General features: G+C 64.5%; 9 protein-coding genes. 8 read left to right on the top strand and 1 reads right to left on the bottom strand.

Going from position 1 to position 23,314, the window contains the following annotated elements; translation table 11 throughout:
* The first annotated feature begins 261 nt into the window (after positions 1 to 261).
* The 8 genes from MRBLPB4O_RS09960 to MRBLPB4O_RS09925 all read left to right on the top strand — a co-directional run bounded on the left by MRBLPB4O_RS09960 (position 262) and on the right by MRBLPB4O_RS09925 (position 11,196).
* On the top strand, positions 262 to 1,413 hold the full coding sequence (locus MRBLPB4O_RS09960) for an LLM class flavin-dependent oxidoreductase (protein ID WP_341798267.1): 1,152 nt from the start codon (positions 262 to 264) through the stop codon (positions 1,411 to 1,413).
* A 17-nt stretch (positions 1,414 to 1,430) separates the two neighbouring features.
* Positions 1,431 to 2,495: an ABC transporter substrate-binding protein gene (locus MRBLPB4O_RS09955; protein ID WP_341798266.1), complete on the top strand. Its 1,065-nt coding sequence runs from the start codon at positions 1,431 to 1,433 to the stop codon at positions 2,493 to 2,495.
* Positions 2,492 to 3,550 carry an ABC transporter substrate-binding protein gene (locus MRBLPB4O_RS09950; RefSeq protein WP_341798265.1) on the top strand — a complete coding sequence of 353 codons (1,059 nt, stop codon included), beginning with the start codon at positions 2,492 to 2,494 and terminating at the stop codon, positions 3,548 to 3,550. Before MRBLPB4O_RS09955 ends, MRBLPB4O_RS09950 begins: the two co-directional genes overlap by 4 nt.
* Before the next feature lie 298 nt (positions 3,551 to 3,848).
* On the top strand, positions 3,849 to 6,092 hold the full coding sequence (locus tag MRBLPB4O_RS09945) for a TonB-dependent receptor (RefSeq protein WP_341798264.1): 2,244 nt from the start codon (positions 3,849 to 3,851) through the stop codon (positions 6,090 to 6,092).
* 58 nt (positions 6,093 to 6,150) lie between these two features.
* Positions 6,151 to 8,598, top strand: coding sequence for a TonB-dependent receptor (locus tag MRBLPB4O_RS09940; RefSeq protein ID WP_341798263.1), 2,448 nt, complete (start codon positions 6,151 to 6,153; stop codon positions 8,596 to 8,598).
* A gap of 258 nt (positions 8,599 to 8,856) precedes the next feature.
* Positions 8,857 to 9,609 carry an ABC transporter permease gene (locus MRBLPB4O_RS09935; RefSeq protein ID WP_341798262.1) on the top strand — a complete coding sequence of 251 codons (753 nt, stop codon included), beginning with the start codon at positions 8,857 to 8,859 and terminating at the stop codon, positions 9,607 to 9,609.
* Positions 9,610 to 9,619: 10 nt separating this feature from the next.
* The gene (locus MRBLPB4O_RS09930) at positions 9,620 to 10,375 is read left to right on the top strand and encodes an ABC transporter permease (protein ID WP_341798261.1); all 756 of its coding nucleotides are present in this window, start codon (positions 9,620 to 9,622) and stop codon (positions 10,373 to 10,375) included.
* Positions 10,376 to 10,386: 11 nt separating this feature from the next.
* On the top strand, positions 10,387 to 11,196 hold the full coding sequence (locus MRBLPB4O_RS09925) for an ABC transporter ATP-binding protein (protein WP_341798260.1): 810 nt from the start codon (positions 10,387 to 10,389) through the stop codon (positions 11,194 to 11,196).
* Between the two features lie 182 nt (positions 11,197 to 11,378).
* Here MRBLPB4O_RS09925 and MRBLPB4O_RS09920 read toward each other — a convergent pair whose 3' ends face one another.
* Positions 11,379 to 23,210 carry a peroxidase family protein gene (locus MRBLPB4O_RS09920; RefSeq protein ID WP_341798259.1) on the bottom strand — a complete coding sequence of 3,944 codons (11,832 nt, stop codon included), beginning with the start codon at positions 23,208 to 23,210 and terminating at the stop codon, positions 11,379 to 11,381.
* Between the last annotated feature and the right edge of the window lie 104 nt (positions 23,211 to 23,314).

The following is a 23,314-nucleotide window of genomic DNA, read 5'->3' as shown; positions in this document are numbered from 1 at the left end:
TCTTCGCGGGTAAACCCGCTCCCACAGGATCACCACAGCATTCAATACCTGTGAGGTACCTGTGGGAGCGGGTTCACCCGCGAAGAGGCCGGGCCTGTTCATGCTGCTACCCCAGCATCCATTGCTGCCGCACTGCTGCCACAGCAGCAGCCCTCTGCCCGTCTACTCCTCAAACCCCCGCCCTACAGGCCACGCGCCACGCATGGCACAGCCGTTGCACCGCCGTCCCCATCCGCACAACCTCCCCCTTCAGGAGCCCCCATGACCACCGAATTCTTCTGGCGCCTGCCCTTGGGCACCGATGGCCCACAGCTGTCCACCGACCGCCACAACCGCGGCAACCCCGCGCACCGCCCCGGCAACATCGCCCCCGGCCGTCTGCCCGATGGCCAGGCCGATGGTTTCACCTACATCGACTACATCGCCCAGGTGGCCAAGGCCGCCGAGCTGGCCGGGTTCGAAGGCGCGCTGCTGCCCACCGGCCCGGAGCCTTGGATCGCGGCCGCCGCGCTGGCCCGCGAAACCCGGCGCATCCGCTTCCTGATCGCTTTCCAGGCCACCTGGACCCTGCCCGCCTACGCCGCCCAGCAGGCGGCAATCCTGCAGAACCTCAGCGGTGGCCGGCTGGACTGGAACATCATCACCGGCGGCAACCCGGCCAGCCAACGGTCCAATGGCGACTTCCTGGAGCATGACCTGCGCTACAAGCGCACCGGCGAATTCCTCGACGTGATCCAGGGCCTATGGACACAGGAAAAGTTCTCCTACGAAGGCGATATCTACCGCCTGGAAAACGGCAGCCTGCCGCCGGGCCTGCAACACGAACGCAAACCGGGCGTGTACTTTTCCGGTTTTTCCGACGCGGCGCTAGACGTGGCTGCGCGGCATGCCGATGTGTACCTGAACTGGGCCGAGCCGATCGACAAGCTCAAGCCGCATATCGAACGCGTGCGCGAACTGGCCGACAAACAGGGCCGCACGGTGCGTTTCGGCCTGCGTGTCGACCTGTTCGCCCGCGAGACCGAGGAGCAAGCCTGGCGCGAGCTGCGCCAGCAGTTCGAGCGCCTGGAAGGCAAGGCCAGCGCCAGCGCCAAGGGCTTCGTGACCGGCTCGGACTCTGTCGGCGGTGCACGCCAGGCAGCCTACCACCAAGGCTTGCAGGGCTTCGACGAACTGATCCTGGCACGCAACCTGTGGGCCGGCTTCGCCAAGGCCAAGCCCGGCCCCACCGTGGGTCTGGTGGGTAGCCATCAGAACATCGCCGAACGCCTGGCCGAATACCGCGATGCCGGTTTCAGCACCTTCATCCTCGCCGCCAACCCGCACCTGGAAGAGGCCCTGCGCATCGGCCAGGAAGTGTTGCCGCTGGTGCAGCAGGCTGCCACCACCCCCCCTTTGCAGGCCAGCGCCTGAGCCGACCGGAGCTGAACATGAGCCAACCCCTCGATACCCTGTGGTACACCCGTTGTCCGGTGCCCACCGGCCTGGGCATCGCCGTGCAGCAAGGCTGGCTGCAGGAAGACCTGGCCGGCCTCGGCACCCAGGTGCAGTCCCTGCGTGAAGCCGACCAGCAGGCGGTGCGCGAATCGCACTTCGACCACAGCCTGCTCAATTCGGTACGCCACGGCGGCAGCATCCCGGCCATCTGGGCCCGCGCCCAGGGCCGCGACACCCGCGTGATCGGCCTGTCGTGGGCCGATGAGGCGCAGTTGATACTGACCCGCCAAGACAGCGGCATCTACACCGTAAAAGACCTCAAGGGCCGCCGCTTCGGCCTGCCCGACTGGGCCGCCGCACAGATCGACTTCACCCGCGCGCAAGCCCTGCGCGGGCTGGAAAACGCCCTCAAGCTGGCAGGCTTGCAAGTAGGCGACGTGGACCTGGTCAACTACCGCTACGACGGCACATTCAGCGACCGCCCGGTGCGCAACGTGGCCGGCACGCCGGTGTCCAGCACCCAGAGCGAAGGCCGCAACCTGGAGCTGGCCGGCCTGCTGCGCGGCGAGGTCGATGCAATCTTCCTCAAGGGCGCCAGCGCCGTGCAACTGGCCCACGCCTTTGCCCTGCACACGGTGATCGACACCGGCAGCCACCCCGACCCGCTGATCCGCAGCAACAACGGCACGCCACGCACCCTGGCGGTAGACAGCCACCTGCTGGCGCAGCACCCGCAAGTGGTGCGCACCCTGCTCGGCTCGGTGCTGCGCGCCGAACGCTGGGCCCACCAGCACGCCGACGAAACCCGCCGCTACCTGGCGCGGGAAACCAACAGCAGCGAGTACTGGGTGCAAGTGGCTTACGGCACCGACGCCCACCTGCGCCTGAGCACGCGCCTGGACGAACAGGCCATCGATGCCTTGCAGGACTTTGTCGAGTTCCTCAAGCGCTGGCGCTTCATCCCAGCGCGCTTCGAGGTGCGCGACTGGATCACTCGCCAACCACTGGACCAACTGCTGGCCCCCCTCCACATGGACAGGAAACCCGTTACCCCATGACCAAGCCCCTGGAAACGCTCTGGTACACCCACAGCCCCGTGCCCACCGGCCTCGGCATCGCCGTGCAGTCGGGGCGGCTGGCCGAGGCCTTCACGCCGTTTGGCACCAATATCCAGTCGCTGCGCGAGTCCAGCGAACGCGAGGTGCGCGAAGCCCACTACGACCATCACCTGCAGAACTCGGTGCGCCACGGCGGTAACATCCCGGCAATCTGGGCCTACGCCAGCGGCGTCGAGACCCGCGTGCTGGGGCTGTCGTGGAGTGATGAGGTGCAGTTGATCCTCACCACCGAAGAAAGCGGCGTACGCAGCATTCGCGACCTGAAGAACCGCCGTTTCGGCATACCCAAGTGGGCCAACGTCCAGATCGACTTCACCCGTGCCCAGGCCCTGCGCGGGCTGGAAAACGCCCTGAAGCTCGAAGGCCTGGCGGTGGCCGATGTGGAGCTGGTCGACTACCCCTACGGCGGCACCTACAGCGACGACGCCAAGCAGCACCTGTACGGTGCCGAAGTGAGCCTGGACACCAGCCGCTTCAGCCGCCGCAACAATGAGCTGATCGGCCTGCTGCGGGGCGATATCGACGCCATCTTCCTGAAGGGTGCGCACGCGGTGCACCTGGCCCATGAGTTCGGCCTGCGCGTGGTGGTCGATACCGGCAGCCACCCCGACCCGCTGATCCGCAGCAACAATGGCACCCCGCGCACGCTGACCGTGGACCGGCATTTGCTGGAAAACCACTTCGATGCCAGCCGTACGCTGGTCGACACGGTGCTGCGCACCGAGCAATGGGCCTGGGCCAACCCGGAAGACACTCGGCGCTTTTTGGCGCGCGAACTGAACACCAGCGAGTACTGGGTGGCAGCGGCCTATGGCGACGACGCGCACCGGCGCTTGCGCACCACTCTGGACAGCCGCTCGATCGAGGCGCTGCAGGACTTTACCGAGTTCCTGTTCAGGTGGGGGTTCATACCGCGGCGCTTCGATGTAAGGGAGTGGATTGATTTTCGTGTGCTTGAAAGCGTGATCGGGTCGACTTCGCGGTTGGCGGTTTGAGATTTTTGGGGCTGCTGCGCAGCCCTTTCGCGGCACAAGGCCGCTCCTACAAGGGCCTGGCTTACGCTGAACAATTGTAGGAGCGGCCTTGTGCCGCGAAAGGGCCGCAAAGCGGCCCCAACAATCTCAGCCCCACCACTGCTGCCCCAGCAGCACCCGCCCAGCACCCCACTGCTGCCCAATCTGCAACACCCTCTCAAAAATCAAATAAAATCCTTATATTTCAATGATTTGACAACATGGCACAGTCCCTGCTCTAGCTCTCCCCAACAACGCTTTACATACGGGGAGATCCACCATGCACCAGCTCAATCCACTCGCCCGCCAGATCAGCCTCGCGCTGCTGCTGGCCGGTACCGGCAGCCAGGCCATCGCCGCCAACGAAGTCAATAAAACCGAACCGGCCCTGGAAACCGTCACGGTCACCGCCCAGCACCGCGAGCAGACCTTGCAGGAAGTCCCGGTGGCCGTGTCGGCCATCAAAGGCACCAGCATCACCGCCGATGGCGTGCGCTCGATGGGCGACATCACCACCTTCGTGCCCAACGCCTCGGCCAAGAACCCCGACGGCGACGGCCGCCCGCGTTGGTACATCCGCGGCCTGGGCACCGGCGACACAGGCGCGGCAACGGTCTTCCCGGTGGGCATCTACGCCGATGACGTCTACCTAAACGCCCCCATCGCAGGCGGTGGGCCGCTGTTTGACCTGGAGCGCATCGAAATACTGCGTGGGCCCCAAGGCACCCTGTATGGCAAGAACACCACTGCCGGTGCAGTGAACGTGATCTCGAAGAAGCCCACCTTCGACACCGACGGTTATGGCACTGTCGGCTTTGGCAGCAAGAACGAACGCATCGTCACCGGCGCCATCGGCGGCGCGCTCGTGGACGAAAAACTGGCCGGGCGAGTGGCGCTGTATTCCGAGGAGCGTGACGGCTTCCAGAACAACGACTTCGACGGCAACACCTATGGCGATGTGAACAAGAAAGCCATCCGCCTGCAGTTCCTGGGCCAGCTCAACCCCGACCTGGACGCCCTGCTCAAGGTCCACAGCCGCCAGTTCAAGGGCGACGGCAGCAATGGTTCGCTGCCCGTGGGCCGCTACTACAACGTCGGCTACGAACGCCCGCATGGCCGCGACATCTCGCTGAACGTCAACGAAGACTACCGCCTGGACCACGACGGCGCCTCGCTGACGTTCAACTACTACCTGGGCGACTACACGCTGACCTCGATCAGCGCCTACGACTACATCCGCAACCGCTCCACCAGCGACGCCGACTACACCCCCTACGAGGTCAACGGCGCGTCGATCACCGACAACAGCTACCGCCAATGGTCGCAGGAGTTTCGCCTGGCCTCGCCGGAAGACCGCCCGCTGCACTGGCTGCTGGGTGCGCACTACTTCCACGAAGACCTCGACAGCTCGGCACAGCGGGTGGTCACCCCCGGGCCGACGCCAAACGGTACCGGCTCGAATCAGGTGGGCACCACGGCTTTCCGCGACATGGGCTTTGACCACCGCACCGACAGCTACGCGCTGTTTGGCAACCTGACCTACGACTTCACCGATGACTTCAGCGTCACCGGTGGCCTGCGCTGGACCCAGGAGAAAAAGGACATCGACCTGGACCTGGTGCAGCTTACCCGCGCCACCGCCAACGGTCCGCTGGTCCCACTGGGTGGCGTGGGCACCAACGGCAATCGCCAGGAAGACAAGACCTGGGAGGCCTGGACCTACGACCTGACGCCCGAGTACCGCATCAACGACAACCTGCGGGTGTTCTTCCGCTACGCCCACGGCTTCCGCTCGGGCGGCTTCAACACCGGGCTGTCGACCAGCCTGGCGCAGCTGACCACGGTCGACCCGGAAGAGCTGGATGCCTATGAGCTGGGGCTGAAGTCGGAGTGGTTCGACCGCCGCCTTACCGTCAACGCCAACCTCTTCTACTACGACTACTCCGACATCCAGGTGAACCTGCTGACGGTGAACAATGGCGTGCTCACCACCGCACTGACCAACGGCGCCAAGGGCAAGGTCAAGGGTGCGGAGCTGGAGATCGAAGGCCAGCCGACCGAGCGCCTGCACCTGCGCGCGGCGGTGTCGTTCCTTGACACCGAATACACCGACTTCAAGAACACCAACCCCACCACTGGCGCGGTAACCGGCGATTACAGCGGCAACAGCTTCGTGCGTTCGCCGCGCAACGTGGTGTCGCTGGGTGCCGACTACACCATTGCGCTGGAAGTGGGCGGCAAGCTGGTGGCAGGGGGCGACGTGAGCTTCCGTGACAAGGAGTACTTCCTGGCCGACCGCCAGAGCAGTGCCGACGAAACCCTCAGCCAGCCGCACTACACGTTGGCCAACGCCCGCCTGAGCTGGTTCAGCCACGACGACAAGCTGAGCGTGACCGGTTTCGTCAACAACCTCACCGACCGCCGCTACCAGGTGCACGGCCGGCCCAACGGTACCGCCGGGCAGTACGTGATCACCTACGGCGACCCGCGCACCGTCGGGTTCAGCGTTACCAGCCGGTTCTAGGTTGCCCTTTCGGCCTTATCGCCGGCACTGCCAATACATCATTCAGCAGGAACACCCCATGCCCCACCACACCCCCTTGGCCAGCGCCATCGCTTTGGCCATCGCCGGCCTGGCCATGCCCGCATTCGCCGCCGAACCCGCCGACCGCCTCGACACCGTGGTTGTGGTCGGCACCCACCGCAGCGACGTCACCGCCCTGCAAAGCGCCGCGCCGGTCGATGTGCTGAGCGGTGAAAAACTCCAGGAAACCGGCGCCAGCGACCTGTCCGCGGCACTCACTGCGCTTTCGCCTTCGTTCAGCTTCCCGCAGTCGCCCCAGGGCGCCTTTGCCGGTTCGATTGCCCAGGGCGCCTCGCTGCGCGGCCTGGCCTCCGACCAGGTGCTGGTGCTGGTGAACGGCAAGCGCCGCCACACCAGCGCCAACGTCACCCGCCAGGGCCTGGTCAACGCCCGTGGCGCGGCAGCCGTGGACCTCAGCCTGATCCCGCTGTCGGCCATCGAACGGGTAGAAATCCTGCGCGATGGTGCGGCCGCCCAGTACGGCTCGGACGCCATTGCCGGGGTGATCAACATCGTGCTCAAGGAGCGCGACGAAGGCGGTAACGCCGGCTACCGCTTCGGCGGCTACAAGAAAGGCGACGGCCTGCAGCGCAAGCTCAGCGGCTGGAAGGGCTTTGCACTGCCCAACGACGGCTTCCTGACCCTGGCCTTCGACGCCGGCAGCCAAGACCCCGCCAGCGATACCCGCGACGACAACCGCCTGTTCTACCCCGGCTCCACCAGCATCGACACCGCGCGCGAGCAGAACAACCGTTACCGCAACTGGCGCTGGGGTTCGGGCAATGTCTCGGACCAGTACAACTTCACCGCCAACGCCGAGATGGGTTTGAGCGAGGGGCTAAGTGCCTACGGTTTTGCCACCTATGCGCACAAGAATACGGATGCCGAGAACTTCTTCGACCCGCCCACCACATTGCGCAACAACTACGGCAGCGTAGCCCTGGCGCGCTACCCGGACGGCCGTCTACCGGTCACCCGCTACGGCCTGGAAGACTTTGCCGTCACCGGTGGCCTGCGCTTCGAGGACCAGGCCCTGGGCAAATTCGACTTGGCGCTGAACTACGGCAATAACCGCGTCGACTCCACCGACCGCGACGCCATCAATCCCAGCTGGGGCACCGCCAGCCCGTCGACCATCTACACCGGTCGCCGCGAAGCCGACCAGACCAACCTGACCCTGGACTGGACCCGCGACTTCGCCAACGACTGGCTGTTCAAGCCGCTGACCGTTTCCGCCGGGCTGGCCTGGCGCCAGGAAAACTACGACCTCAGCGAAGGTGACGCCGCCGGCTGGTCAAACGGGCCGCTGTTCAACACCATCGACCCTGTCTCCGGCAGGCGCATACCCGGTTACTACTCGGGCATCACCCAGGTCGATGCCGTGTCGCTGGACCGCCGCGTGATCGGTGCCTACTTTGATGTCGAAGCCCAGCTGAGCGAAAAGTTGCAGGCCGGCGTGGCCGTGCGCAGCGAGCACTATTCGGACTTCGGCGACACCACCAATGGCAAGTTGTCGTTGCGCTACGACTTCACCCCGCAGATTGCCGCGCGCGCCAGCGCCAGTACCGGCTACCGTGCGCCTTCGCTGGTGCAGAGCGGGTTATCGTCGTTTAGCGTACAGGTGGTGGAACAGCCCCCAGGCAGTGGCAACTGGGTCGAGGTGCAGCAGCGCACCCTGCGTGCCGACAGCCCGGAAGCGGCCCTGCTTGGCGGCAAGGCGCTGAAACCTGAAGAATCGACCAACTTCTCCGTGGGCCTGGTCTGGCGGCCATTGCCCAACGCCTCGGTCACACTCGACGCCTATCGTATCGACATCGACAACCGCATCACCCTGTCCGACCAATTACCTGCATCGGTAGTGGGTCCGATCTTCGCAGGTACCCCTTACGCCAACATCCAGAGCGCGGCGTTCTACACCAACATTGCCGACACACGCACCGATGGCTTCGAGTTGGCCGGCCATTACCAGCTGGATGCAGGCCACTGGGGGCGCGTGGACTTCAACGGTGGCTACGCGCGCAACAACACCCGTATAACCGGACTGGATGATGTGGGCGGCATCCCTGGCAGCCAGATCATCGGCCGCAACACTCAGGGGCTGATCGAAGACGGCACCCCCGAGGACAAGCTGACCCTCAGTGCCAACTGGCTGTATGACGGCTGGAGCGTCACCGTCGCCCAGCGCCGGTATGGGGAATGGAAGAACCGCAACGCCGCCAACCCGACGCTGGACCAGACCTTCAGCCCGCAATGGGTGACCGACCTGGACGTGTCGTACCGCTTCGACCTGGGCCTGACCTTGTCGGCGGGCGCGATCAACCTGTTCGACAGCCACCCGGACAAGCTCGAGGGCGCACAGTTGTACGGCGTGCCCAAATACTCCATCACCAGCCCGGAAGGGGCGCAGGGGGCGTTCTACTACACCAGCGTGAGTTACGACTTCTAAGCTGAAACCGGGTTGCCTTCTTCGCGGGCTTGCCCGCTCCCACAGGTCCTGCACAGGTTCGCAGACAGGTGCCATCCTGTGGGAGCGGGCAAGCCCGCGAAGAAGCCAGCACCGGTGCTGCTGACTGACTGCTGCTCTGGCAGCACCTCGCTGCTGCTCAAGCATCACCCTCACCCTCCAGCCCCGCAATCCGGGGCTTGCGCCCCCTGGCACAGCTCTTGCGATACACCTTTACCCTCTGCTTTCCCAAGGCCAGCCATGCGCGTGCTTTCTCGTCTTTCCTGGTTCATCTCCCCCCTGGCCCTGCTTATCTGCTGGGCCGTGGTGGCTTATGCCGGGCTGTTTCCGGCCAACCTGCTTATCCCGCCGCTGGAGGTGTGGCACAGCCTCACAGACCTGCTGGCCACCGGCGAGTTGCAAGAGCACTTGGCCGGCAGCCTGTCGCGACTGGCCTTGGGCTTTACCGGCGGCGCACTGGCCGGCCTTGGTTTCGGCGCGGCGCTGGCCTTGTCGAAGACCGTGGAGGCCTACTGCGCCCCGCTGTTCCACACCCTGCGCCAGGTGCCCAGCATCGCGTTGATCCCGATGTTCGTGCTGCTGTTTGGGGTGGATGAAACCTTCAAGGTGATCATCGTCGCCAAGACTGCGTTTTTCCCGGTGGCACTGGCCACCTGCGAAGGTATCCGCGCGATCCCTCGCAGCCATTTCGAAGTGGCTGCGGTATACCGCCTGCGCTGGCCCACGCTGGTATGGCGGATCGCCCTGCCCGCTGCGGTGCCGGCGATCGTCACCGGTATCCGCGTGGCCCTGACCCGTGCCTGGGTAGTGCTGGTGGCTTGCGAGCTGCTGGCGGCCGACAGCGGTCTGGGGCAGATGATCGAGATGGGCCGGCAAATGCTGCGCATCGATGTAGTGATGGTCGGCGTTGTGCTGACCGGGCTGATCGGCTTCACCCTGGACTTCACCCTGCGCCGCGTGGAACGACACTTGTCCGCCTGGCAGAGCCGCTGAGGAGGCTGTGATGAAACGACTTGATTTGCGTGGCCTGGTACTGCCGCTGTTGCTGCTCGGCGCCTGGGAGTACGCCTCGCGCCAAGGTGCAGCCGGGGCCTATGCGTTCGTGCCACTGGCGCAGGTGGGCACAGCATTGGCCGAACTGCTGGGCAGCGGCGAACTGCTGGTCAACCTGTGGGCGAGCCTGTTACGTACCTGCAGCGGCCTTGCCATCGGCATTGTCGGCGGTGTCGGGCTGGGTGCGTTGATGGCCCTGTCCTCCCCCGCCAACCGCCTGATCGCGCCGCTGTTCCATGCCTTGCGCCAGGTGCCGATGCTGGGCTGGATCCCGCTGATCGCCTTGTGGCTGGGGAACGGCGAAGGCGCCAAGCTGCTGATCGTCAGCCTGGCAGCGTTGTACCCGATGGTGCTCAACACCTTCGAGAGCCTGCGCCAGGTCGCCGGTCAGCACCGCGAAGCGGCACGGGTGCTGATGCTCGGCCGCTGGCAGCAGCTTTGGCTGATCCTGTTGCCCGCCGCACTGCCCGGCATTACCGCCGGGGTGCTGCAAGCCTTGGCCTTTGCCTGGGTAACCTCGGTGGGCAGCGAGCTGTTTTTGTCTGCCGGGGCTGGCCTTGGCAGCCTGATGATGAACGCCGAAGCTGCGGCGCGCATGGAGATCATCGTGGTCTGCGTGCTGTGCATCGGCCTGAGTGGCTACCTGATGTCCTGGCTGTGCACCCTGCTCACCCGCCGCCTGCTGCGCTGGCGCACCAACCATTGAAAGGCCCGACCATGAACGCCATCGCCCACGTTTTACCCACCACCGCCAGCACCGGCGCGCTGACCATTCGCGGCCTGAACAAGGCGTACCCGCTCAAGGGCAAGCATGTGCCAGTGCTCGAAGGCATCAATCTGGATATCCGCCCGGGCGAATTCGTCAGCATTCTCGGCGCCAGCGGCTGTGGCAAGTCTACCCTGCTGCGGCTGATCGTCGGCCTCGACCAGGACTACCAGGGCCAGATCCTGCTGGACCGGCAACCCGTGCGCGGGCCGGGCCTGGAGCGCGGTATCGTGTTCCAGGACCATCGTCTGTTCCCGTGGATGACCCTGCAGAAGAACATTGCCTTGGCCTTGAAAAACCATGCGTTACCCGCAGCCGAGAAAAACAGGTTGGTGGCCGAGCACATCGAACTGGTAGGCCTGAGTGGTTACGAGCAGGCCTACCCGCACCAGCTGTCCGGCGGCATGGCCCAGCGCGCGGCAATTGCCCGGGCGCTGGTGAACAAGCCCAAGGTGTTGTTGCTGGACGAACCGCTCGGCGCGCTGGACGCCCTGACCCGGGTACGGTTGCAGCAGGAGCTGCAGCGCATCTGGGTGCAGGAGCGTTGCACGGTAATCATGGTGACCCATGACATCGAGGAAGCGCTGTACCTGGGGGACCGGGTGATCGTGATGGACGCGCACCCGGGGCGGATTCGCGAGGACTTGCGCATTGATCTGCCACACCCACGACAGCGGGACAGCCAGGTGTTGCAGGGGTACAAGCAGCGGTTGCTGGGGGAGCTGGTGGGGCATTGCGGGGGAGACGGGCGCCTCGCCTGAGGTGGTGGAACGGGTCTACCGAAGGATGATTGCGGCGTGGTTAGCCGGGGCCGCTTTGCGGCCCATCGCGACACCAGGCCGCTCCTGCAGAGGTATGCGATCCCCTGTAGGAGCGGCCTGGTGTCGCGATGGGCTGCGCAGCAGCCCCTGCATTTCAAGCCAACAGCTGGTCCCTCTGGCCCTCAACCCACCAGGGTGAAGTCCGCTGCAGTCACTGTGGTTGCATCCGCCACCCCTACCAGGCGAATGGAGTCGGTAGCACCGATGCTGACCAGCGTATCGTCGCCAACATCGGCGATGGTGACGCTGGCGGCGAAGGTCGCCGCGGTAATGTTGAAGGCCGTGATATCCAGCAGGTCCTGGCCACCGGTCGCATTGCTGTCGAAGTTGATGATCAGGTCATTGCCGAAGCCGGCAGCAAACTGGAACACATCATTGCCATCAGTGGCCATCATCGTGTCATCGCCTGCACCGCCGTTGACCGTGTCGTCGCCCACCTCACCGTTGAGGAAGTCGTTGCCACTGCCACCCGACAGGATGTCGTTGCCAGCATCACCGAACAGCGTGTCGCTGCCTGTACCACCGTTGAGGATGTCATTGCCAAGACCGCCATCGAGGCTGTCGTTGTCGTCGCCACCGTTCAAGGTGTCGTTGCCACTGCCACCTAGCAGCTGGTCGTTGCCTGCGCCACCGTTGAGCACGTCGTTGCCAGCGCCTGAGGTGATGATGTTGTCCAGCGTATTACCGCTACCGCTGAAGTTGCCCACCCCGGTATAGGTCAGGTTTTCGATGTTGGCACCCAGGGTGTAGCTGGCCAGTGTGGTACGCACGCTATCCGTACCGGCCCCCGCGGCCTCGATCAATACATCGCCTGCGTTATCCACCACGTAGGTGTCGTTACCGAGATCACCCACCATGCGGTCAGCACCTGTACCGCCATTGAGCAAGTCGTCGCCAGCGCCGCTGATGAGGATGTTGTTCAGCGTGTTACCGCCACCGCTGAAGTTGCCCGCACCGGTAGAGATCAGGTTTTCGACGTTGGCACCCAAGGTGTAGCTGGCTAGCGTGGTACGCACGCTATCCGTACCGGCCCCTGCATCCTCAATCACTACATCCGAAGCGGTATCCACCACGTAGATGTCGTTGCCCAGACCACCCACCAGACGGTCGGCACCCGCCCCACCATTGAGCAAGTCATTGCCTGCGGCGCCGATCATGATGTTGTTCAGCGTGTTGCCGCCACCGATGAAGTTGCCCACCCCGGTATAGATCAGGTTCTCGACGTTGGCACCCAGGGTGTAGCTGGCCAGCGTGGTACGCACGCTATCCGTACCGGCCCCCGTGGCCTCGATCACCACATCTGCGACGTTATCCACCACGTAGATGTCGTTGCCCAAGCCACCTACCATGCGGTCGACACCTGCACCACCATTGAGCAGGTCGTTGCCGACGCCGCCGGTCATGAGGTTGTCCAGCGTGTTACCGCCACCGATGAAGTTGCCCGCTCCGGTGTAGGTCAGGTTCTCGACGTTGGCCCCCAGGGTGTAGCTGGCCAGCGTGGTACGCACGCTATCCGTACCGGCCCCTGCATCCTCAATCACCACATCCGAAGCGGTATCCACCACGTAGATGTCGTTGCCCAGACCACCCACCAGACGGTCGGCACCCGCCCCACCATTGAGCAAGTCATTGCCTGCGGCGCCGATCATGATGTTGTTCAGCGTGTTGCCGCCGCCGATGAAGTTGCCCACGCCGGTATAGATCAGGTTCTCGACGTTGCCACCCAGGGTGTAGCTGGCCAGCGTGGTACGCACGCTATCCGTACCGGCCCCCGTGGCCTCGATCACCACATCTGCGACGTTATCCACCACGTAGATGTCGTTGCCCAGACCACCGAGCAGGCGGTCGGCACCCGCCCCGCCATTGAGCAAATCATTGCCGGCGCCGCCGATCATGATGTTGTTCAGCGTGTTACCACCACCGATGAAGTTGCCCACGCCGGTATAGATCAGGTTCTCGAAGTTGGCCCGCAGGGTGTAGCTGGCCAGCGTGGTGCGCACGCTATCCGTACCAGCCCCTGCGGCCTCGATTAGCACATCCCCTACGTTATCCACCACGTAGATGTCGTTGCCCAGCCCCCCCACCATGCGGTCGACACCTGCACCGCCATTGAGCAAGTCGTTGCCGGCACCGCCGTTCATGATGTTGTCCAGCGTGTTACCGCCACCGATGAAGTTGCCCACCCCGGTATAGGTCAGGTTCTCGACGTTAGCACCCAGGTTGTAGCTGGCCAGGCTGGTCTGCACGAGGTCGACACCACCATTAAGCGCTTCGCTCACCGTGTCGCCCACGTTGTCGACCACAAATGTGTCGTTGCCACCACCGCCGGTCATGGCATCCGCGCCAAGCCCGCCGTCGAGGATGTCGTTGCCAAGCCCGCCAAACAGCTGGTCGGCTCCGTCCAGGCCCGAGATCACGTCATTGCCTGCGCTCCCGATCAGGATATCGGCTCCGTTGGTGCCGACCAGCGTCAAGCCTGGTACTGCTGCAGTCGCCGCCGAGGTGAGTGTCTCCACGGTGCCGAAGGCATCGGTGTAGCGCACGATCACCTGCAATTGCTGACCCCCCTGGTTGAGGCCTGGGGTGAAGGTGGCCGCAGTGGCGCCCACGATGTCGGTGAAGACGCCCCCCGTACCTTGCTGCCACTGGAAGCTGAACGCCCCCAGCCCGTCAATGTCGGCAATACTGCCGGTCAGTGCCGTCAGCGTCTGCCCGATATCCGGCGTGGTGTCGCTGATCAGCAGTGCACCGGTCGGTGCATCGTTGACGTTGGCCACCGGGTCGAGGATGTCGGAGGCGATGCTTTCCTGCACACCAAAGTCATCCACGTAGCTGACCACCACGCGCATGTTCTGCCCCACTTGCTCCTGGGTCAGGACAAAGGTGCTGCTGATGGCGCCAACAATGTTGACCCAGCCCACACCCCGGTTGGACTGCCACTGGAAGGTGAACTGCGGGTTGCTCAGGCCGTCGGCATCGACGATGGTCGCCGGGTTGGCAGTGAGCGTCTGGTTCTGCACCAGCAGCCCGGTCACGGTCGGCCCGGCACTCGGTGCGCTGTTCGCCGACGAATCGACGATTTCCAGCGTGCCCTTGGCGTCCTGGTACACCGCACGTACGCGGATGCTCAGGCCAGCCACATCGTCCGTGACCCGGTAGGTGGCGCCCGTCGCCCGCTGGACCTCACCTGCGGCGACAAAGGTGATGTCTTCATAGACACCCGAACCCGGCAGCGTCTCGACTTGCCAGTAATAGGCCACAGGGCCGTTGACCGCGCCGGTCGTGTTGGCCGCGCTGACGTTGTCCGCATCGTGTACCGCCAGGGGTGTAACGCGCAGCAGCTGGCCGCTGACCGGGGTGTCGTCACGCAACCCGGTGGCAGCGTCCAGGATCGCCAGGTGCCCCGTGGGGCCAGCGTTGACGGCGGTACCCACGCCAGAGGCCTGGGAGCGGTCAGAGAACTGCAGCCGCTCGATACCGGTCAGGTGGTCGACACCATCACGCCCGGCCACCAAGTCGGTGACGATCACCGCATTGCCATCGACCACCACGCTGTAGTCGGTGGCTACCCCCGAGAACACCGCCGTGTCGTAGTTGTCGGTGCCGTTGAGGATCTCCCGCACGATCACCAGCTGGCCTGGGTTGTAGGTGCCGTTGAGCATCAGCGGCACCATGGGCTCCATGCTGTCGTAACTGGCGATTTCCGGGCCAGTGCCATCGAGGTTGGCGCGCACGCTGATGCGCACGTTCAGCCACTTGTCACCGTCAAGGATGTCGTCGCCGCCACGGCCTTCGATCAGGTCGCTGCCGCTGCCGCCGAGGATGATGTTGCCGCCATCGTAGAACGTTGCACCGGCGGCCAGCAGGCTGGACAGGCCATTGATCAGGTTGATGTTGGTCAGCACGCTGCCAGTGGCACCCGCGGTGGGCAGCGTAGTGGCATCTTCGTTGTCACCGCGCAGGAAGTCGCCATGGGCCGAGCCCGACAGGCCTTCCATGATGTCGAAGCGGACCAGCGCCGAAGCGCCAGAGCCCGGTACTGGCGGCACGTCGAAGAAGCGGTCGGTATAGTCGATGGTCACACCCTGGGCCAGGCCCTTGAAGGTTGCCCAGTCGTAGCCCGAGCCACCGATGTAACGGTCGCCAAAGCCCAGGCTGCCGACCATGATGTCGTCGCCGCCTTCACCGTTGAACTTGTCGTTCTCGTTGCCGCCGATGAACACGTCGTGGCCGATGATGGGGTCGTTGCCGAGCGGGTCGAAGTTGTCGCCAGGCGCACCGTCCGAGGTGCCCTTCTCGATCCAGTCGTCACCTTCGTTACCCATGTCCTGCTCGTTGGCCTTGCTGCCCAGGATAAAGTCGTTGCCCTGGCCGCCAATGGCTTCGGAGGCATCTTCACCGGTGACGATGAAGTCGTTGCCGAAACCGCCGATGATCAGGTTGACGCCATTGCCGCCGTGCAGCACGTCGTTGCCGTCGCCGCCCTGGATGTTGTCGTCACCGCCCATGTCGCTGATGATGTCGTCGCCGGCACCACCGCGCAGCTGGTCGTTGCCGTCACCCCCCTCGATGCGGTCGTTGCCGCCATCGCCCCAGACCGTGTCGTCACCCTCGCTGGACACCAGGATATCGTCACCGTCGGTGCCGCCCAGCACGATGTGCTCGGCACCGGCATAGCGGATGTAGTTGGTGTCCGGGCCAGCCGTCAGCGGGCTGTCGCGGAACACCACCTGCTCGCCGTTTTCGCCCAGTGGGTCGACGTTGCCCAGGCCTGCGTTGAACTGCTTGCTCTGGTCGACTTCCAGGTAGAAGCCCGGGTCGGAGAACACCAGGCCCGGCAGGTGGGTGGCGGAGGTGTTGGCCATGATCAGTTTGGCGAAGGAATTGCTTTCCAGCTCGGCGTTCATCGACAGGCCGGAGGTGCGCTCCAGGTAGTAGAAGCGGTCGCCGTCCTGCAATTTCTCCATCTGGTTTTCGAACACGAAGTTGAAGGTACTGCCGAGCATGCCGCCGAACGGGGTCTTCTCTTCGGCCAGGCCGCCGATCCACAGGTCGATGGCATCGACACCGGTAATGGTTACCGCCTTCAGGTCATCGGCGGTGCCCAGCACGCCATCCTTGCCAGGCAAGGTCACATTGGCCCAGGTGCCGCTGCTGTTGAGGAAGTCCAGGCGGTCGGCCGGCGCGCCATCGCCACCGAACACCAGGGCCATGGCCGCAGCGCGTTTTTCCAGCAGTGTGGTGGCCCCGGTGATGGTGCTGTGGGTGCCATAGGCCGCAATGAAGTTGATCAGCGACTCGGGGTGCTTCAGGTGCTGCACCAAGTCGACCCAGCTGGTATACGGCTTGAGCTGGGTATCACCGGTTTGCCCGTAGATGTCGCGGCGCACGGCGTTCAGCGAAGGGATGCCGACGTCGCGGCCACGGGCAATGTTGATCGCCGGCAAGTCCAGCGGCAGGCCGAGCAGGTTGTTGCGCAACGCCTCGGTGACGAACTCGTCGATTTCGTTGCCACCCTGGCGGGTGACCCCGCGGACGATGGCGCTTGTGGCATCCTCGGGGGTAACACCACTGGCCGCATAGGCCAGCGGGTTGAGAAACGCTGCAATCAGGCCCAGTTGCTGGTCAGGGTTGGCGCTGGCCGGGTCCTTGATGACGTTGAAGTCGATGTCGTAACGATCGACAGTCTCGGTCAGCATCGAGTGGCCGAAGCGGTACACGGTGTGGGCGAACTCGGCAACGATCGATGCATCGAGGTCGACGTCGTACACCTGGGTCGGGGCAAAGAACAGGTCGACCCGTGGTTGCACGGTACGGGCGAACTCCTCGAACACCAGGTGCTGGTACTGCATCTCGGTACCGAACTTGGCCGCCTGGAACAGCCGCTCGCCGTTCCATACCAATGCGCCGATCTCGGCCGGGGTAACCGGCAATGCGGTTACCGGGTTGAGCAGCCATTCGTTGAGGAAGGCCAGGTCGTGCGAGTCGAGCACGGTGTCCATGGTCTGCGCCACCAGCCGGTTGTGCTCGGAGTGGAAGATCGCATGCACGGCTGTCAGGCCGATGTTCTCGTTGACCCGACCGTCGCCGGCGACGTAATGCGCGTCCAGCAGTTCGTTGTCGTAGGCCAGGTTGGCCCCGGTCTGTGGGTTGACCGGCACAGCGTTGCCGGCAACGTTGTCGGCATCCGGCGCCAACACGCCGCCACTGAACACGGGTACTGCGTTATGAGCAATGTCGGCGAGGAACTGGTGCCCCGTGCGCACGGCGTTGGTCAGGTCGAGCGGCGCCAGCGGGTTGCCTTCGACCTGTTGGTCATCGGCAGTGCCGGCAATGCCGTCGAGGCCCTTCATCACCACCATCGGGTAGCCGTTCGGCCCCTTGATGAAGTTGCCGTATGCGTCGGTTGCCAGCAACGGCACGTTGTCGACGTCGGCATCGGTCAGGTTGATGCCAAGCACGTCGCGGGCCTGGGCCTTGAGTACTTTCCAGGTGGCCATGCCACCGATCTCGGTGTCGTCGGCAGTGCCGAACTTGCCATCGGCGCCTAGGTCACGGTTGGTGATCAGCCGGCCAGTGGCAACAGGGCCGTCGTCGGTCAACAGGTAGGCACGCAGGAACACCTGGTGCGACGGGTGCGAGCTGTAGGTCTGGTTCTGGTCCACGAACGGCGTGGTGGTGTTGGTGTGTTCGTGAACGTCATCGGCGTTGCCGAGGATGCCATCCGGCCCTGGCAGGTTGGTGGCACGGGTCACCACCATGAAGTTGGTGAAACCACCCTCCACGTAGAGCGGGTCATCGGGTTGCAGCGGGATGTAGATAGTCCCCGAACCACCCTTGGTGACCAGGTCCAGGCCATGGTCGAAGAACTGCCCGAAGAACGTCATCCAGGCGTTGAACGGCGCAGACAGGCCGGCATCGGCAGCGGTGTTTTCGAACAGGTACACATCGTGGTCGTCCGTGGTGCCGAACTGGCCATCCATGCCCGGGCTGGCGACGATGCGCACGCCGTCCTTGAGCACGTCGTCGTTACCGGGCGTGCCGAAGTTGAGCACGCCATCGGCACCTGGGTCATACGCGGTGGCATAGGCTGCCGGGTTGTTGGAGGTCTGGTCGACGATCAGGTTACTGATGGTGCGCGGCTGCGAGTCGAACACCGGGCCGCTGGTCTGCTGGTACGACGAGCCCGGAATGGCCGGCGAGCCAGGGCCGAAGAAGCCGGCCGGTGCACCTTCTGCCGGGTTGAACACCGGGTCGGTCAGGCGCGGGAAGACATTGTCGGCAGCACCGAACTGGGTGTTGTTGTTGCCGTTGAGGTTCATCAGGTTGTTGTTCGAGCCATCGACCGCACGCAGGCCCAAGGGTGCGCGGATGTTGGGGATCAGCGAGAGGATGTCCTGCCCGGCGGCATCGGCCTCGGCGATCTTGATCTGGTCGAGGATGAAGTTGAGGTCAGAGCGCACCATGTGCAGCCCCTCGCCCCCTGCCGTGGCATCCACGACCGGAGTGGCCGGCGTTGGCACCACCGGTGCGCCCGGCTGCACCACCGCCGTGGGTGCGGAATACAACACCTCGGTTGTGCCATGGGCGTCCTGGTAGATCGCCTTGACCCGCAGGCTCAGCCCGGCCAGGTCTGGCGACACCTTGAACGCGGTGCCATCGGCGCTCTGGAACGCCAGGTCACCGGCCGGTAGCAGGATGATGTCCTCGAACACACCACTGCCCGGGTCGGCCTCGAATTGCCAGTAGTACGACACTGAACGGTCGGCAAGCGTGCCTGTCGGGTTGCCCGCACTGATATTGTCGGCATCGAGCACGCCCGCCACGCTCACCGTCAGCATATCGCCCACCGTGATCGCACCGCCGTTGCCATCGGTGACGGTCGGGCTGCCCGTGGGCTGCGCGTTCACCCCTGCCACCAGCACGCGTTGGCTGTCGGAGAACTGCAGGCGTTCGATATGCAACAGCGTATCGACGCCATCGCGGCCGTCCACAGTATCGGTCACCGTCCACACATCGTCCGCAACATCGGCCGTGCCTTTGGTGTTCTGGGTTACCACGTACTCGCTCTGCACCCCCGCATACACAGCCGTGTCGAAGGCCGCCCCGCCAGTGGAGGTACCCGGCAGGATTTCCCGCACGGCTTTCAGCTGGCCAGGGTTGTAGGTGCGGTCGAGCATGAACGGGATCATGTCCACCATGCTGTCGAAGCTGGCGATCTCGGGCCCGGTGTGGTCGACATCGCCCGGGGCATACACGGCAATCCGCACGTTCAGCCATTTGTCGCCGTCGATCAGGTCATCGCCGCCACGGCCCTCGATCAGGTCGCTGCCATTGCCGCCAAGCATGATGTTGCCGGTGGCAAAGCCCGTGGTCGGCAACCCGGCATCCGCCAGGAACTGCTGCAGCCCACGGATCAGCGCCACGTTGGTCAGCGCACTGCCCGTGGCACCGCCATGGTTGAGGATGGTCACGGCATCGACGTCATCGCCCTTGAGCACATCGGCGTAGTCCGAACCGGACACCCCTTCGACCTCGGCAAAGCGGTCGAGGATGCTGGCCGGCGAGGCGCCGACCGGGTTGAATACCCCGGCGTTCTGGTTTGGCGCATTGCCGTGGGGCTGGGCCAGCGCTGCCAGGCTCAGGTCAACGGTGACGCCGACCTTGTCGTTCTTGTTGGTGATCCAGTCGAAGCCGGACATGCCGTCCATCTTGTCTTGGGCATCGCTGCCGACAAAGATGTCGTCACCGCCCTCGCCGATCATTTCGTCAAAGCCAGCGCCACCGACGAAGATGTCGTTGCCGACCACTTCGTCACCCAGCAGCGGCGCAAAGTTGTCACCAGGCGCACCGTCCTGGGTACCCTTCTCGATCCAGTCATCGCCCTCGTTGCCGGTGGGTGGCAGGTTGGTCTTGGCGCCGAGGATGAAGTCATCGCCCTGGCCACCGAAGGTGGTGGAAATGTCCTCGGTGGTGATGATGAAGTCCTGGCCGTCGCCCCCCAGGATCAGGTTGCCAGCCGCCAGCATGCTGCCGGCGACGATCACGTCGTTACCGGCGTTACCCTCCAGGCGGTTATCGCCGAACGAGTCGGTGATGATGTCGTCGCCTGCACCACCCAGCACTGCGTCGTTGCCGGCGCCACCTTCGAGCACGTCGTCGCCGGCATCGCCGTAAACGGTATCGTCGCCTTCGCCCGAGATGATGATGTCGTTGCCGGCCGTGCCGCCCAGCACCACATGGTCTTCACCGGTGTAGTGCAGGTAGTTGGCGTCAGGGCCCACGGTGTCGGGGTTGTCGCGAATCACCAGCGGCAGGATTTCAACCCCGTTTATCTCGATGCCCCCCGTCGGGTCGGCCTTGCCGTCCGCACCCAGCCCGGTGAACTGATTGGCCTGGTTCACTTCCAGGGTGAAGGTAGGCGTGAGGAACACGGTGTTGGACAGGTGGGTGACGTCGGAGTTGAGCATGATCAGCTTGGCAAAGGAGTTGTTCTCCAGTTCCGTACCGAAGTTCATGCCCGCCGTACGCGAGAGGTAGTAGAAACGGTCGCCGTTCTGCAGCGCTTCCAGCTGGGTCTCGAAGACGAAGTTGAAGCTGGACCCGAGCATGCCGCCGAAGGGCATTTTCTTCTCGGCCAGGCCGCCGACCCAGAAGTCGATGGCATCCACCCCGGTCACGGTCACGCCGGTAATGTCGTCGGCCGTGCCGGCGATGCCGTCTTTGCCGGCCAGCGTCACGTTGGCATAGGCGCCGGTGCCGTTGAGGAAGTCCAGGCGGTCGAGTGGTGAACCGCTACCGCCAAGCACCAGCGCCACTGCGGCGGCGCGCTTGTCCGCTTCGGTGGTTGCCCCGGTGATGGTGGCGTGAGTACCGTAGGCAGCAATGAAGTTGATCAGCGATGCCGGGTGCTTGAGGTGGTCGGCAAAGTCGGCCCAGCTGATGTAGGGCTTGAGCTGGCTGTCGCCCGTTGCCGCGTAGAACTCGCGACGCGCCTCGTTCAGGCTGGGGATGCCGGTATCACGACCCCGGGCTATGTTCAGCGCGGGCAGGTCCAGCGGCAGGCCGAGCAGGTTGTTGCGCAGGGCTTCGGTGACGAACTCGTCGATTTCGTTGCCCAGCTGGCGGGTAACACCGCGGATGATCGCACCGGCCGCTTCGTCGGCGGTGGCACCGCTGCCAGCGAACGCCAGCGGGTTGAGGAAGGCGGCGATCAGGCCCAGTTGCTGGTCAGGGTTGTCGGGGTCGGCAGACACCGGGTTGAACGACGGGTCGAAGCGGTCGACGGTTTCGGTCAGCATCGAGTGGCCGAAGCGGTACACCACATGGGCGAACTCGGCGAGGATGGCCGGGTTGATCGAGGTGTCGTAGCCATTAGGGGCGAGGAACTCGTCGATCTGCGGCTGGATGGTGCGGGCAAACTCTTCGAACACCAGGTGCTGGTACTGCATTTCGGTGCCGAACTTGGCCGCCTGGAACAGCCGCTCGCCGTCCCACACCAGCGCGGCGATGCCAGCAGGCGTGGTGGGGATGGCGGTAACATCGTCGATAAGCCACTCGTTGAGGAACGCCAGGTCGCCTGCGGCCAGCAGGGTGTCCTTGGTCTGCTGCACCAGCCGGTTGTGCTCGGAGTGGAACACGTGGTGCACAGCGGTCAGGCCGATATTTTCGTTCACCCGACCGTCGCCAGCGATGTAGTGGGCGTCGAGCAGTTCGTTGTCGTAGGTCAGGTTGTTGCCGCCCGGGCCCACAGGCTGCGCGTTGCCAATGGCGGTGTCGGCGTCGGCTTGCAGCACGCCCCCCACTACCACGGGGGCCGCGTTATGGGCGATGTCGTCCAGGAAGCCATGCCCGGTGCCCACGGCATTGGCCAGGCTGATGGGCGCGGCGCGGTTGCCTTCGACCAGTTGAGTGACGTCATCGGCAGTACCGGCAATGCCGTCGGCGCCGTTGTTCACGCGCATCACCACCTGCGGCATGCCGTTGGGCCCGCGCAGGAAGTTACCGTAGGCATCGGTGGCCAGCAACGGCACGCTGTGCACGTCGGCATCGGTCAGGTTGATACCCAGCAGGTCACGGGCCTGGGCCTTGACCACCGCCCAGGTGGCCATGCCGCCGTTTCCGCTGTCGCCATCGTCGGCGGTGCCGAATTTGCCATCCGCGCCAAGGTCGCGGTTGGTGATCAGCCGGCCTGTGGCCACCGGGTCACCGGCGCCATCGAGCGTGTACTCGCGCAGGAATACCTGGTGCGAGGGGTGCGAGCTGTAGGTCTGGCTCTGGTCAACGAACGGCGAGGTGGTGTTGGGCTGACTATCGTCGGCCGTGCCCACCACGCCATCGGCGCCGGCCGTGCGTACGGCGCGTGACAGCACCATGAAGTTGGTCGGGCTGCCGGCCACGTACAGCGGGTCATCCGGGCGCAGCGGTATGAACACGATGTCGGTGCTGCTCTTGCTGACCAGGTCCAGGCCGTGGTCGAAGAACTGCCCGAAGAAGGTCATCCAGGCGTTGAAGCCCGCCGTCAGGCCCGCGTCCGGCGAGACGTTGGGGATGAAGAACACCGGCTTGTCGTCGGCGGTGCCGAACACCCCGTCGATACCGGGGCTTATCACCGGGGCTGCGCCACCATTGGCTTCGACGGCCGCCGGGTTGTTGGCGGTCTGGTCGACGATCAGGTTGCTGATGGTGCGCGGTTGCGAATCGACGACGTTGCCGGTGCCCACGTAGTTGGCACGGTAGGAGGTATCGAGCAGGCGCAGGAACGAATTGTCGGCAGCGCCGAACTCGCTTTGCCCGGCCACCAGGTTGTTGAAACTGCCATCGACGGTGCGCAGGCCGAACGGTACCTGGCTGTTGGGCAGCAGGTCACTCAGGCTGGCGCCGTCAGCATGAGCCTCGGCGATGAAGATTTGTTTGAGAATGAATTCCAGGTCCGACTTGCTGAAATTGGCCATTGCAATTGCCCTCGATCTTTCCGGAGAAATCACAGGGCAACAGGGTCCTTCCCGCGCCCAGTCAGTGTTGACTTGCGCAGTATCTGGTTCGTGGTTCTGGGCTC

It is taken from the genome of Pseudomonas sp. LPB4.O (genome assembly GCF_038383825.1).
GTDB classification, from domain to species: domain Bacteria; phylum Pseudomonadota; class Gammaproteobacteria; order Pseudomonadales; family Pseudomonadaceae; genus Aquipseudomonas; species Aquipseudomonas putida.
Note: the sequence above shows the minus strand (reverse complement) of the source record. Positions and strands in the feature narration are given on the sequence as shown.